At 47.1% G+C, this 13,499-nt stretch carries 9 protein-coding genes and 3 pseudogenes; 6 read left to right on the forward strand and 6 right to left on the reverse strand.

The window, feature by feature from the left end:
• Positions 1-1,589 precede the first annotated feature (1,589 nt).
• Entirely contained in the window at positions 1,590-1,802 is a 213-nt protein-coding gene (locus N39L_RS28480) for a hypothetical protein (protein WP_035737697.1), read from the forward strand.
• Here N39L_RS28480 and N39L_RS28485 read toward each other — a convergent pair.
• Together N39L_RS28485 and N39L_RS28490 are read right to left on the reverse strand one after the other, a co-directional pair.
• Positions 1,782-2,697 (reverse strand): annotated as a pseudogene (locus N39L_RS28485) (IS630 family transposase). The gene N39L_RS28480 and the pseudogene N39L_RS28485 overlap by 21 nt on opposite strands.
• Before the next feature lie 247 nt (positions 2,698-2,944).
• Positions 2,945-3,573, reverse strand: a pseudogene (locus N39L_RS28490) (urease accessory protein UreD).
• Between the two features lie 267 nt (positions 3,574-3,840).
• Here N39L_RS28490 and N39L_RS28500 point away from each other — a divergent pair.
• A complete protein-coding gene (locus N39L_RS28500; RefSeq protein WP_006616499.1) occupies positions 3,841-4,671 on the forward strand; it encodes a BsaWI family type II restriction enzyme in 831 nt (276 codons plus the stop codon).
• Here N39L_RS28500 and N39L_RS28505 read toward each other — a convergent pair.
• From N39L_RS28505 to N39L_RS28520, 4 genes and pseudogenes are all read right to left on the reverse strand, one after another.
• The gene (locus N39L_RS28505; protein WP_231852016.1) at positions 4,656-5,960 is read right to left on the reverse strand and encodes a DNA cytosine methyltransferase; all 1,305 of its coding nucleotides are present in this window, start codon (positions 5,958-5,960) and stop codon (positions 4,656-4,658) included. The genes N39L_RS28500 and N39L_RS28505 overlap by 16 nt on opposite strands.
• 274 nt (positions 5,961-6,234) lie before the next feature.
• A pseudogene (gene urtE / locus N39L_RS28510) lies at positions 6,235-6,914 on the reverse strand (urea ABC transporter ATP-binding subunit UrtE).
• On the reverse strand, positions 6,915-9,182 hold the full coding sequence (locus N39L_RS28515; RefSeq protein WP_202070239.1) for a hypothetical protein: 2,268 nt from the start codon (positions 9,180-9,182) through the stop codon (positions 6,915-6,917).
• Positions 9,176-10,177, reverse strand: a complete 1,002-nt coding sequence (locus tag N39L_RS28520) for a serine/threonine-protein kinase (protein ID WP_014277063.1) — start codon at positions 10,175-10,177, stop codon at positions 9,176-9,178. Before N39L_RS28520 ends, N39L_RS28515 begins: the two co-directional genes overlap by 7 nt.
• A 129-nt stretch (positions 10,178-10,306) precedes the next feature.
• Between N39L_RS28520 and N39L_RS28525 the strand changes: the two genes are divergently transcribed.
• The 4 genes from N39L_RS28525 (at position 10,307) to N39L_RS28540 (ending at position 13,359) form a co-directional block, all read left to right on the forward strand.
• The gene (locus N39L_RS28525; protein ID WP_006616184.1) at positions 10,307-10,873 is read left to right on the forward strand and encodes a COP23 domain-containing protein; all 567 of its coding nucleotides are present in this window, start codon (positions 10,307-10,309) and stop codon (positions 10,871-10,873) included.
• A 160-nt stretch (positions 10,874-11,033) separates the two neighbouring features.
• Positions 11,034-11,780, forward strand: coding sequence for a S1 family peptidase (locus N39L_RS28530; RefSeq protein ID WP_014277064.1), 747 nt, complete (start codon positions 11,034-11,036; stop codon positions 11,778-11,780).
• A complete protein-coding gene (locus N39L_RS28535) occupies positions 11,746-12,285 on the forward strand; it encodes a WD40 repeat domain-containing protein (RefSeq protein WP_014277065.1) in 540 nt (179 codons plus the stop codon). The genes N39L_RS28530 and N39L_RS28535 overlap by 35 nt, the downstream gene beginning before the upstream one ends.
• A 204-nt stretch (positions 12,286-12,489) precedes the next feature.
• Positions 12,490-13,359: a Uma2 family endonuclease gene (locus N39L_RS28540; protein WP_050856838.1), complete on the forward strand. Its 870-nt coding sequence runs from the start codon at positions 12,490-12,492 to the stop codon at positions 13,357-13,359.
• Positions 13,360-13,499 lie beyond the last annotated feature (140 nt).

The raw sequence follows: 13,499 nt of genomic DNA on the forward strand, positions 1-13,499 counted from the left end.
CCTAAACCCTAACACCTAACACCTAACAGCTAACCCTAACTCAATAACAACCTTAACCCTTATCGTGTCCTATCATGATAGGGGTTGTTTGTATTTTTTGCCAGTAGTCTATTGCCAGTAGTCTATTGGAAGTTTATATGAACCCACCCCTAGTTTACCCACAATAAACACCCTAAGCCAAAACCTTAACCCGTCTATTAGGGGTAATCATCCTGTGCGGAACTCAGTACCCCTATAAATTGGAGACTTGTCTAGCGGTATGTAGGTATCGGTTTCGATGGGGAATCAATTCTCTAGGATTATGTAGGTATCAGCGAGAGATGACGAAACAAGTTACCAGTTGAAAAGTTGTTTGGGGGTATCGCTTCAGTATGTCATAGCCAGGTTAGTCGTGATTATGCGATCGCATTTTGTTGGTAGTGAGTAGGCTCCTCAATATTTCACCAATAATCTGACTACCCCTATGGGTTTTGAAATTTGAGCCATACCCTCCCCCCATAACCGAAACAAACACTCTTAGGGGTGCGACCGATGTGATAGCAGTCAATGGTTCGTAACGAACCGATAGGCTTGCCATTGACGGGTATCACGAGAGAGTTACCCTATCGGTGTTTGGTTGGGGGGTGGTATGGGTATTTGACAGATTGATTAAGTTGTGCTTATTGATTAACCCGTCAATAATTAAGATTTGTTACTAAGGGATATGCACTAATCGTCCCGTGTGCTAAGACTGAATGGAGTGCATATTGAATGTAACGGTACGACTATCGGGTTAAAGCAATTCCCGCGATAGTAGTCAGGATAAGGGTTTAAGTTAATCGGAGAGGGCGGGTCTGATCCCCGCACCGCTTGGGAATCAATTCCCAAGCTAATCGCTCAAATCATATTCAGATGATTGGGGAGGTTTAGCCCCCACATCCGATCAACTGTTGCGGCGGCGCAGGCGAGTCATGGCCAGGGCTCCGACCCCCCAAACCGATCGCCAGGGTGGGTTCGACCGGCAGGTTGCGTTTCCCAATTCACCACTTGAATTGGGTAAGCCAGAGCCGATTTGAGGCGGTTTGCTGCGGCCCGTGAGGGTGAAGGGTTCGGTCATATCGCCAATCCACAGGTAGTCCGTGCCCCATCCGTCGGTGGGATTTTCCACACCGTCCCGGAACCGGTTGTCCACCACCCTGCCCATCCCAAAACATCCGTAAATTCTCGGTTAAAATTATGCCAATGAGTCCGAGTATATTAAGAGTTTAAATTGCGCCATAAACCGGCCGACCCTGATCTCCAGGTCATTTCAATTCTCGATAGCCTGACGGAGCTGTGGCTGCTTTTCTGCGGGCAGCGCCATGACTTTATTAAAAAACTAAAAAGAATCGACTTCATGCGATCGCTTGAAGGCTACGGTATAAAAAGAATCAGAGTCATATCAGATCCGGTTTTTTGACCGCAAAACCTTCCCAATCATCTGAATATGATTTGAGCTGTTAGCTTGGGAATTGATTCCCAAGCGGTTTGGATATCCAACCCGTTTGGTTCCGAGCATTCAACCGGATTTGATATAATTTGCACATCAAAAAATTAAAAGGAGTGACATTATGGGGGCTTGGGAAGACATCAAGGCTGTATATCATGCCCTGTACAAGTATGCGGACGACCATGGAGGGTATATGGTAGCGGAGACTCACAAATGGTGGATTCAAGTTTCAATCGCCCATTTAGCCAATTATGTTGAACTTCCTATACAGCCTTTATCTCAATCATTAAGCACAGTAACAACACTTGGTAAATCAGTTATTCAAACACTGTAAATCCACAAGGCTTACCGCCACTTCTACCAATCTCACTAATAATTCCATGGTCTCCGTCCTGAACTTGCACACTCAACTTTTGAGCTGTGACCACATCATCTCTATCGGGTTAAACTCAGGGGAATACACCGGCAGATATTCTACCCTGGCTCCTACTGACTCTATCATTTCTTGGACTTCTTCTCGATGATGAGAATTTAAGTTATCCATTACCACTACATCTCCTTTTTTTAATTTTGGCAATAAATCTAACTTGATGAATTGGAGAAAATCCTCTTTTTTCATCGACCCTTCTAATGTTTGAGTCGCCACCACTCCGGAGAGCTTAATTGCACCAATTATTGTCATTTTTTTACCTCGAGAGGATTTCCGCAGTTCATAGACTTTTTTCCCTTTCGTAGCTCTGGCTAACGGTCTGCTCATCCCTACCCATAACCCACTTTCATCAATAAACACAAGCTTTTCAGGAGCCACATCTCTAATTCTTTCCCAATAATCTACTCGCGCTTTCTGTACTTCTTCAGTTACTACTTTTTCGCTCCTGTATGTTTTTTTTGAGACTTATATCGTGCTGCTTTAAAAATCTATCTATCATGGTCGTACTGACATTTATGCCCAGCTTTTCTCTGAGCTTCTCACTATATTGCCATAAGGTCAGGTCGGGGTGGGCTTCTACAATATCTATCACGGCTTCCTCATGCTTAGATCAAATGCTTTTCTTTTTAGTGCCACACTTACGAGGAGATAAGTCTCCCGTTAATCGATACTGTTTTACCAGTCGCCTTACCGTGTCTGGACTCACCAAAAAGCGTTTCGCTACTTTTCGGATAGAAGTGTCTCCTTTTTCATAGGCTTCTACTATCTTTTTCCGAAAATCTACAGAGTAACGGCTCATGGTAGTTGGTTGTGATAACTTATACAATAGCCATACATTATACTGTACTTTGTGTTTTGTGTAAAGGCTGTAACGCCAGAAAACGCGACACAATTTATGAGAAAATATAACCCTATAATTAACTTTCATCGCAGTGATGAAACCATTAGAGGTCGTGACATTTCGTCACCTGGAGCTGTGTTTAAAAGCTATGAAAAAATACCGGCTTATACGTTCGTCATAGAATCCTATTCAAGTCGGGATTCTCTCAACGATCATCCGGACAGTTTTTGACGATTAACAACAGAATGAGAGTTCCCGTTCTCCCCTGGAGATGCTGGCGATCGATCCATAGGGGACGACCCTGTTGCCAAATCTCCGTCTGCGATCGCCACTCTCCCTGGACAAACCTTTCCCCCCGATCACTCCGTCCAAATCGGTTAATTTCCCATAACAGCAACCGCGCATCCGGCCCTAAATCAATCCGTAAATCTTGGCGATAGATTGCGCCATTAAATACAATACTTTCCTGGGGTAACCATTCTAAATAAGCTCCCGAATCAACCTGAATCTGAATCCTTTGCCGCGCCACTTCCCCCAGACTTCGATACAGTTTAGCCGCCGCTGCTGTGGTAATTAAGGCATGAGTATTCTCCTGAAGATGAATCGATTGCGCCAGAGAATCCCCCCAACAATTCCCCCAGCCGTATGCAAAATGACGCTATGACAAACCCCTTCCCCTTCCGGATAAAAGGGTCGCTGCATCTTGAGAGGCGCCGTCGCCTTCGCGGATACCAGTTGAGTCGCGCTTCCCGATTGAGCATAAGCTAATTCTAAGCTGCCATGCCATCCTTTAAGCCCTGGATTTTCAGTCGGATTTTGAATAGGTTGATTCATAATTTGGTTGTATTCCTAACAATTGACAAAATAACCGCCCTTCAATATAATATTATGTTTGCCTACTCTCTCTGCACAGCCCGGATTTTCCCGAACCCTCGAAGTAGGGTGTTCAGGATGCTGTAGCGCACCTAACTCGGGGGTGGAAAACTTTGCGAAACCTGACCCACTGTCAGGACTGCTTGCACAGCGGATCTCCCTTTTAGAATAAGTTGCCCGAGTTTAGACAAACCTTAGCCCCTAATAAATATATCCCGAAAAAGCCCAGTGCAATTCTCTATTGATTTCGGCAGTCCCTTGGGTACCTATACGGTAGATATTCCCAATACGACTCAACAAGATTATGATACCATTGAAGCCTATTTTATTCCTAAAATAAATGCGCCCAAGGTCAAGTCCAGAGATGCGATCGCAGATGCTTTTTTATTTGCATGGAGCCTTTGTCCGAATGAAAATCCCTCCGACCTATGGCATCATGTCCTGTACCGAATTTACCTCCGCAATAAGCAGGGAACAAATCCCGAACAAAGTTGGGTGAGAACTTCCGGTGAAGCTTTTGAGTTAGCCTTATCCCAAAAATACAATCCCCTTTTAAGCAATCACGGCCTCAAGTTAACGCCTTTATTTTCCAAAAAAGACAAGAAAGAGACATTAGAGCGCATGGGAATTTCCCATTTAGTCGGCTCTAGTAAAATTGATATAGCCATTGAAAAGCAAGGTGAAAGTAGAGGACTATTACCGAACGGATATGGCATCATCGGTGGCATTCACGCCAAAGTTAGCTTGGCTGAAAGAGTATCCGATGATATTCCGGCCAGTCGAATTATGATGCAATATGGGTTCCTGAGTCTCTTATCGACCTTAGATGTTAAATCCTTCCCCCCTCCTCGGGGAGATTTAATTAATCGCGGAGAGTTCGGTTCACCGGACAATTCCAGTGACAAGCGGCGCTATATTGAAGAACATGGAGATTTTAGTGCTTGTTTTAGTTATAATACGCGGACTGTTCCCTCTCCCCAAATAACCTCAAGTGGAAAACAAATCTACGTGGTTTTTTCCAATATAACTCCCGATCCTTTTGTTCAGTTTCTAGCATAAGACCTCTGCCCTAGGGTCTGGCCCAGAAAATGACCAATTTCTGAGGCAATTGCCTCCGCAAGTTTCGGAGGAACTGCATTTCCAATTTGTTTAAATTGTTGAAATTGAGACCCATGAAAATAGTAGCGATCGGGAAAAGATTGAAGGCGAGCAGATTCCCTGACTGAAATAAAGCGATCAAACTCTGGATGGATAAAATCTGAGCAGTCTCTTGCCATGTGAGCGACCAGGGTATGAGACGGTGCATTCCAGTCTAATCGACGGTATTTATTAGCAAATCCTCCCGAATCGAGAGACTGTAAAACCTCCTGAATATCTACATGACCTTGCTGAAGAATTTCTCGCAGTTTTTCCTCCTTTTCTCGGTCTTGCCTTCGGCATTCATGAATATCCCTCAATCCATTTCCCCCTTTTAACAATTGATCAATGAGTTCCCGAGAAAACCCTCCTTCTTTAAGTCGAGAAGAAATTTCTGTTCCGTAATCTCCAGGGCGCATCAGAGCAAGACGCAGGCGACGAATTCCCATCATCCGTTTAGCGGAGTGATGCAAAATTTCACCTGTTTTGCTTCTTAATTCCTGCTGATAGCGACTCAAACCACTGACAGGCGGGTAAGGGATTGATTCGTGGGTTAAGCGAGGGGGTAAAACCTCTTCCGGTAAGTCTCCAATTGCCTCTGAAACCTTAATAGCTGGCTGATAGGGAGGGTCAAGACTTTCTGGAAATAGGCAAAGCTGATAAGAACTTGAGTCAGGTTTTGAGGTATTTTTGCTAATTTCATGAGTGGCAGAGGGAGGCTGGATTTTTTGATGATTGCTACCCCCTAGGATGAAAACCCGCTTTCTAAACTGAGGAACGCCAAAGTCTACCGCATCAAGGGTTATAACTGAGACACCATAGTTTAGTTTTTCAGCCTTATTTACAATATCCTCAACCACATAACCCCCTTCCAGGGAGAGGATGCCTACCACATTTTCCATAACAAATGCTTTCGGCCTAAATTCTTCTAAAAATTTTAAAAAATATCGATACAGTCGATTTCTTTGATCTAGAGGGTCTCTCTTGCCATAAGTGGAAAAGCCTTGACAGGGAGGCCCTCCCAGCAGAATATCTAAATCGCCTTTTCTGAGATTTAACGTTTGACGAAGCTCAAATGGATTCAAAGATTCAATCGATTCAGAAGATGTCATCGCTTCTGGATGATTATGGGATAAAGTTGCAAGGGCTGCTTGATCACAGTCATTTGCAAACAGCAGTTTAAATCCTTGGTTTTTAAATCCTGTTGTCATCCCTCCAGCGCCAGCAAATAGATCGATGGAGAGAAATGGGCGATCATTCATACTAACTTTACTTCTTTTTTGGCCCCTCTACTTTAGTGGGTAGTCCGGGTTATGGTTCTATTTTATCAATTTTTGGAACGAACTATAGAAATTTATCACCCTTAATGACATAAGAGGGGCGGGGTAAAGTTTAGGACCCCCTTCCGGATCTTTCTTAAACTAGCATCAGACTCCCTCCTTTTAGTAAAAATAGTCCCTTTCCATCAAAAAAGATGAGCTAGGATTAAACCGCTAGGAAGCGTTGAATGACTTCATTGCTGAGTTCTTCCGTGGAGCCCGAGGCCACAATTCCTCCTTTTTGCATGGCGTAATACCAATCGGCTTCGCGGACAAAATGCAAATGCTGTTCGACTAACAGGACCGAAATCCCCTTAGATTGGATAATCCGACGCACTGCGGCTTCGATTTCTAAAATAATCGAAGGTTGGATGCCTTCCGTGGGTTCATCCAGGATGAGTAAGCGAGGATTTCCCATCAAGGCGCGGGCGATCGCCAGTTGTTGTTGTTGTCCCCCACTCAAATCCCCCCCATCCGATGCAACATTTGGTTTAAAACCGGAAACAACTAAAAGATTTCATCAGGAATCTCTGGCGTTTTAGGCCGTTTGGGTCTTGCTTCTAAGCCCAAAATCAAGTTTTCTTTCACCGTCAACCGGGGAATGATTTCCCGCCCTTGAGGCACATAGCCGATGCCCATTTTAGCACGGCGATCGCTAGATTTATCGACAATGGGTTGCCCATCCAAATAGATTTGGCCCTTCCGAGGTTGCAGTAATCCCATAACGGTTTTTAACAGGGTCGTTTTGCCCACCCCATTCCGTCCAATCAGACAAACCATTTGTCCCGGAAATACGCTCAAATCCACATCCCGCAAAATGTGACTTTCTCCATAATAAACATTCAGTCAAACAGTAGGTTGGGTGAAACCCAAAGCGCGAAACCCGACCGTGAGACGATCGCCCTTATCAATAGTAACACAATTTACCATGTTCGCTCTCGGATGGGCGATGGTGGGAGATTCGGTCGAGAAGGATTCAGAAAATCGTGGACAACCATCCCCAGTAGGTTGGGTGAAACCCAACACTTGCCAATTGGGTGAAACAGGAACGCGATCGCCCTTATCAATAGTAACACAATTTACCATGTTCGCTCTCGGATGGGCGATGGTGGGAGATTCGGTCGAGAAGGATTCAGAAAATCGTGGACAACCATCCCCAGTAGGTTGGGTGAAACCCAACACTTGCCAATTGGGTGAAACAGGAACGCGATCGCCCTTATCAATAGTAACACAATTTACCATGTTCGCTCTCGGATGGGCGATGGTGGGAGATTCGGTCGAGAAGGATTCAGAAAATCGTGGACAACCATCCCCAGTAGGTTGGGTGAAACCCAACACTTGCCAATTGGGTGAAACAGGAACGCGATCGCCCTTATCAATGGTAACACAATTTACCATGTTCGCTCTCGGATGGGCGATGGTGGGAGATTCGGTCGAGAAGGATTCAGAAAATCGTGGACAACCATCCCCAGTAGGTTGGGTGAAACCCAACACTTGCCAATTGGGTGAAACAGGAACGCGATCGCCCTTATCAATGGTAACACAATTTACCATGTTCGCTCTCGGATGGGCGATGGTGGGAGATTCGGTCGAGAAGGATTCAGAAAATCGTGGACAACCATCCCCAGTAGGTTGGGTGAAACCCAACACTTGCCAATTGGGTGAAACAGGAACGCGATCGCCTTTATCAATGGTAACACAATTTACCATGTTCGCTCTCGGATGGGCGATGGTGGGAGATGCGGTCGAGAAGGATTCAGAAAATCGTGGACAACCATCCCCAGTAGGTTGGGTGAAACCCAACACTTGCCAATTGGGTGAAACAGGAACGCGATCGCCCTTATCAATGGTAACACAATTTACCATGTTCGCTCTCGGATGGGCGATGGTGGGAGATTCGGTCGAGAAGGATTCAGAAAATCGTGGACAACCATCCCCAGTAGGTTGGGTGAAACCCAACACTTGCCAATTGGGTGAAACAGGAACGCGATCGCCCTTATCAATGGTAACACAATTTACCATGTTCGCTCTCGGATGGGCGATGGTGGGAGATTCGGTCGAGAAGGATTCAGAAAATCGTGGACAACCATCCCCAGTAGGTTGGGTGAAACCCAACACTTGCCAATTGGGTGAAACAGGAACGCGATCGCCTTTATCAATGGTAACACAATTTACCATGTTCGCTCTCGGATGGGCGATGGTGGGAGATTCGGTCGAGAAGGATTCAGAAAATCGTGGACAACCATCCCCAGTAGGTTGGGTGAAACCCAACACTTGCCAATTGGGTGAAACAGGAACGCGATCGCCTTTATCAATGGTAACACAATTTACCATGTTCGCTCTCGGATGGGCGATGGTGGGAGATGCGGTCGAGAAGGATTCAGAAAATCGTGGACAACCATCCCCAGTAGGTTGGGTGAAACCCAACACTTGCCAATTGGGTGAAACAGGAACGCGATCGCCCTTATCAATAGTAACACAATTTACCATGTTCGCTCTCGGATGGGCGATGGTGGGAGATTCGGTCGAGAAGGATTCAGAAAATCGTGGACAACCATCCCCAGTAGGTTGGGTGAAACCCAACACTTGCCAATTGGGTGAAACAGGAACGCGATCGCCCTTATCAATAGTAACACAATTTACCATGTTCGCTCTCGGATGGGCGATGGTGGGAGATTCGGTCGAGAAGGATTCAGAAAATCGTGGACAACCATCCCCAGTAGGTTGGGTGAAACCCAACACTTGCCAATTGGGTGAAACAGGAACGCGATCGCCCTTATCAATGGTAACACAATTTACCATGTTCGCTCTCGGATGGGCGATGGTGGGAGATTCGGTCGAGAAGGATTCAGAAAATCGTGGACAACCATCCCCAGTAGGTTGGGTGAAACCCAACACTTGCCAATTGGGTGAAACAGGAACGCGATCGCCCTTATCAATGGTAACACAATTTACCATGTTCGCTCTCGGATGGGCGATGGTGGGAGATTCGGTCGAGAAGGATTCAGAAAATCGTGGACAACCATCCCCAGTAGGTTGGGTGAAACCCAACACTTGCCAATTGGGTGAAACAGGAACGCGATCGCCTTTATCAATGGTAACACAATTTACCATGTTCGCTCTCGGATGGGCGATGGTGGGAGATGCGGTCGAGAAGGATTCAGAAAATCGTGGACAACCATCCCCAGTAGTAGACCACTGATGACCGTCACCAACACCGAGACATAAATCACCCACACAGACCGAGAATTTAGGCTGCTGATAGCACCAGAGATAGCGTTCGATTGTTTTTTACCTGATAAAGCCGCTAAAGCCTCTGTGGCATTTTGGTAACGCTTGCGACAATCAAAAGCCACCATTTTATTTAAAACCTCAGCCAATTGGGGGCTGACAGAAACTTGATCAGCCCAAATTACTTCTAGCGTGTTAGGGTTTATCCGTAACTTATCGGGAGGCAATCCTGTTAACCCTTGAATTGCCAACATTCCCACCGCATAAATATCGCTGGCAAAATTAGGACAGCCTTTCCATTGTTCGTGGGGTGTATATCCGCGAGTACCAATAGGTAGGGTAAAATTTCCTTGGGCGACCGTAGTTTCTTCACCAATGTCTTTGACCGTCCCAAAGTCGATCAGCACTATTTTTCCATCCCTAGTGCTGCGCCGGATATTGGAGGGTTTAAGATCGCGGTGAATGATACCTTGTTGGTGAACAACTTTCAGGACTTCTAAAATTTCTCGCAACAGTTGAGTTACCTGGGGTTCCTTGAGTGGAATGCCATTTTGGGGGCAGATTTCATCCGTCAAATCATGACCCTCAATATATTCTTGGACCAGATAAAACTCTTGATTTTCCTGAAAAAGGGCAAAAAGTTGGGGGATTTGGGAGTGTTCCCCCAGTTTATAGAGGGTTTGGGCTTCTCTGTCGAACCAATCCTGGGCTACTTTCAACACCCGGGGCTGAGTCGATGAGGGTTTGAGTTGTTTAACAATCCGGTGAGGATAATCAGGGAGATGAATATCCCGCGCCAAGTAAGTTTCGCCAAAGCCACCTTTACCCAACGAAGATTCGATCTGGTAGCGTCCGCCAAGCAGTTGTCCGACTTGCATAATTTGGGGGGATAATGTTTTTGGGGGAATGGGATTTTAATTGAATTTTGGTATAATGAAAGCAGGTAGAGGGTAGAAGGTTTAATTGCCTCTTAGTCAATATTCTACTCAACTTACAGGAGTCAGGATATGATCAAACTTCAATACTTCGTGCTAATGCTAGTCGTTGCCGTTTTGGCTGGGTTTGGTGTCGGGGCTATTTTTAATCCTGGGTCTTCCACTACTGCTGCTGATCCTACAACCAATCAGGCGATCGATGAACAAACCACATTCAAATGCGTTGACGGAAGCAGCGGTTGGTCAACCGTAGCCGAGAGAGGGAATGCGGTTTCTAAAACGCCGATGATTACTTGGAATAGTGAAGAATTTGGGGATAACTGGACTCCCCAAGAGCGCTGTCACCAAGTTTCTGAGCGACTAACCCTGGCGGTGACCAATCATGGGGGGCAGTTATTGGGATTAGACTTAACCCATGGCAGAGTGAACCAGCTAACCGTGATTTGCGTAGTCAATTCCCGGCAGCAGACCTGTAACGAGAATAATGTGCTGTTTACTCTCAGCCAGAAAAATGCCCCCACCCCCAGAACTACAATAGCAAGGATAATCGACTTTAGCCATGGGCAGGATGTGTCGCCCATAGATGAGTCCGATTATCCCCAGTATTTTACCCTGAAAAGTTGGGTAGAGCGGCATTGACCCCATAGCAGTGGGTTTTAGGGTCGTTCACAAAGGGGGAGTGCTTAACCCAATGGAGATTATCATGCCCAAATTATCGCAGAAATCCGGTTTGTTGGTGGTGGCAGTGCTGGCTGTCGCTCTTGGTGTGGGGGGCTGTGGTCGGCTGTCGTCCTAGAATGTGGGGAAAAAAGCCCGGGAAGTCACGGTGATGGTCGATGGCTGTGCGGCGGGTTCGGGAATGATTTATCGCCGTCAGGGCAATACTTATTATGTGCTGACCGCTCATCATGTGGTCAGGAATGCTCAGGATACTTGTTTGATTATCACTCCTGACGGTATCCGCCATGAGGCTAATCGGGAAGTGACTGTCCCCCAGGCTGATGTGGATTTGGCGGTGTTGACTTTTACCAGCGAGAATGACTACAAGCTGGCGAGGTGGGGAAACTCTGACCGGGTGGCGGTAGGGCAAACCGTCTATGTAGCAGGCGCTCCGGTGGCTACTGAGGCGGTGCCTCGACGCACGGTGACTATCTCGGATGGGAAAGTTATCGGGGAACTCCCTCAGCCGAATGAGGGTTATAGCTTGATTTACAACAATAACACTCGACCAGGTATGAACGGCGAGCCGGTATTCAATGACCGAGGAGGAGTGATTGGGGTTCATGGTAGAGGCGACAAAACTGGGCGGAATTTGGCGATTCCCATTGCCACATTTTTGGAGAGACCTCAATCGGCGATCGCACAAGGGGGGCAGATTGTTGAAAGTCCTCCTCAAATACAGGAGGCAGCAAACCTGCGCGGCGATTTCACTCTCCCCGCATTACAGCAACAAGGAATGATCAAGCGACTGGGACAGGGAGGAGTAAGACAAGTAATTCCCCTCAACCAGGGTGGTCATTGCAAGTGGTGGGGCAAGTTTATTTAACCTCGCCACTGGGGAAGCCGTCTGGGAAATTGATTGTCCGGCTTTGGGTGGGGCGGTCAGTGCAGATGGGCGGTTATTGGCATTGCGTAGCAACAAAGATATTTATCTATGGGATTTAAGCACTGGGCAGTTGTTGCGCCAACTCACGGGACATACAAGCACTGTGAATAGCGTCAGGTTCAGTCGGCGTGGTCAAACCCTGGCTTCTGGGAGTGGGGATAACACAGTGCGACTGTGGGATGTGGCTACGGGACGGGAACTGCGCCAACTCACCGGACATACAAGCACTGTGAATAGCGTCAGGTTCAGTCGGCGTGGTCAAACCCTGGCTTCTGGGAGTGGGGATAACACAGTGCGACTGTGGGATGTGGCTACGGGACGGGAACTGCGCCAACTCACCGGACATACAAGCACTGTGTATAGCGTCAGCTTCAGTCGGCGTGGTCAAACCCTGGCTTCTGGGAGTGATGATGGGGTGGTGCGGTTGTGGAGGGTAGGGTTTTAGTGGAGTTGCTCGGGTTTCACCCAACATTTGTAGGTGGGCTGAAACGAGGGTGAAACCCAATATAACCGAGAGATGGTGGTGTTGGGTTCCGTACCGACCCCCAACCTGCTTAGCTGTTGACGAAAAAATCAGCTAAAATGTGAGCCAACTATAGACACCGACTCAATGGTGTGTTCCAGTTCGGTAATTGAGAGGTCTAATTTTATGGTAACTACCCCTCAACCCACACGACCCGCAAACGTCATCTACCCTGATTCTGATGGAAATCCCATGGCTGAAAATACCCGCCAGTTTCGCTCGATTGTAGTCATTAAAGAGAATTTGGAGATTCTGTTTGATGATGATCCGAATGTCTTTATAGCGGGAGATTTGCTCTGGTATCCCATGGAAGGCAATAATAAACGGCGACAAGCACCTGATGCAATGGTGGTGTTCGGGCGACCAAAAGGCGTTCCGGAAGCGTCTCCGCAGGAGAATCGCGGTTCCTATAAACAATGGGAAGAAGGGAATATCCCTCCCCAAGTGGTGTTTGAAATTCTCTCCCCAGGAAATCGTCTCAAGGAGATGGTGAAGAAACAGCAGTTTTACGATCGCTATGGGGTGGAAGAATATTATATCTTCGACCCAGACCGTTTTGATTTTCACGGGTCGATACGCAATCAAACGGGTTCGCTGGAACTGATTGAGCAGGCGGAAAACTGGACGAGTCCCCGGTTAGGGATTCGCTTTGAACTCATTGAGGAGCAGTTCACCATCTATCGTCCTGATGGTCAGCGATTTCTCACCCCCACAGAGTTAGCCAAACTCGCCGAACAGCAGCGCTTGGAGGCCCAACAGCAGCGCTTGGAGGCCCAACAGCAACGCCAGGAAGCCGAACAACAGCGTCAGGAAGCCCAACAGCAGCGCTTGGAGGCCGAACAACAGCGTCAGGAAGCTGAACAACAGCGTCAGCGGGCGGAGTTAGCGGAAACGCGGCTGCGGGAATTGGAGGCTCGCTTACAGCAACTGGAAGGCGATCGCTCTTTGTGGCTCGGGTTTCACCCAACATTTGTAGGTGGGCTGAAACGAGGGTGAAACCCAATATAACGGAGAGATGGTGTTGTTGGGTTCCGTTACCTCCACCCAACCTACTTAAATAAGCGATCGCTCTTGGTAGTTTGGGTGAAACGAGCGTGAAACCCAACATAACCGAGAGATGGTGTTGTTGGGTTCCG

The sequence above is a fragment of the Limnospira platensis NIES-39 genome (assembly GCF_026000695.1).
Lineage (GTDB): Bacteria > Cyanobacteriota > Cyanobacteriia > Cyanobacteriales > Microcoleaceae > Limnospira > Limnospira platensis.

What these genes read in the sequence shown, in the direction of transcription:
- N39L_RS28480 (WP_035737697.1), top strand. Translation starts at nt 1,590, where the DNA reads ATGGGGGCTTGGGAAGACATCAAGGCTGTATATCATGCCCTGTACAAG.
- N39L_RS28505 (WP_231852016.1), bottom strand. Translation starts at nt 5,960, where the DNA reads ATGACAACAGGATTTAAAAACCAAGGATTTAAACTGCTGTTTGCAAAT.
- N39L_RS28515 (WP_202070239.1), bottom strand. Translation starts at nt 9,182, where the DNA reads ATGGTAAATTGTGTTACCATTGATAAAGGCGATCGCGTTCCTGTTTCA.
- N39L_RS28520 (WP_014277063.1), bottom strand. Translation starts at nt 10,177, where the DNA reads ATGCAAGTCGGACAACTGCTTGGCGGACGCTACCAGATCGAATCTTCG.
- N39L_RS28525 (WP_006616184.1), top strand. Translation starts at nt 10,307, where the DNA reads ATGATCAAACTTCAATACTTCGTGCTAATGCTAGTCGTTGCCGTTTTG.
- N39L_RS28540 (WP_050856838.1), top strand. Translation starts at nt 12,490, where the DNA reads ATGGTAACTACCCCTCAACCCACACGACCCGCAAACGTCATCTACCCT.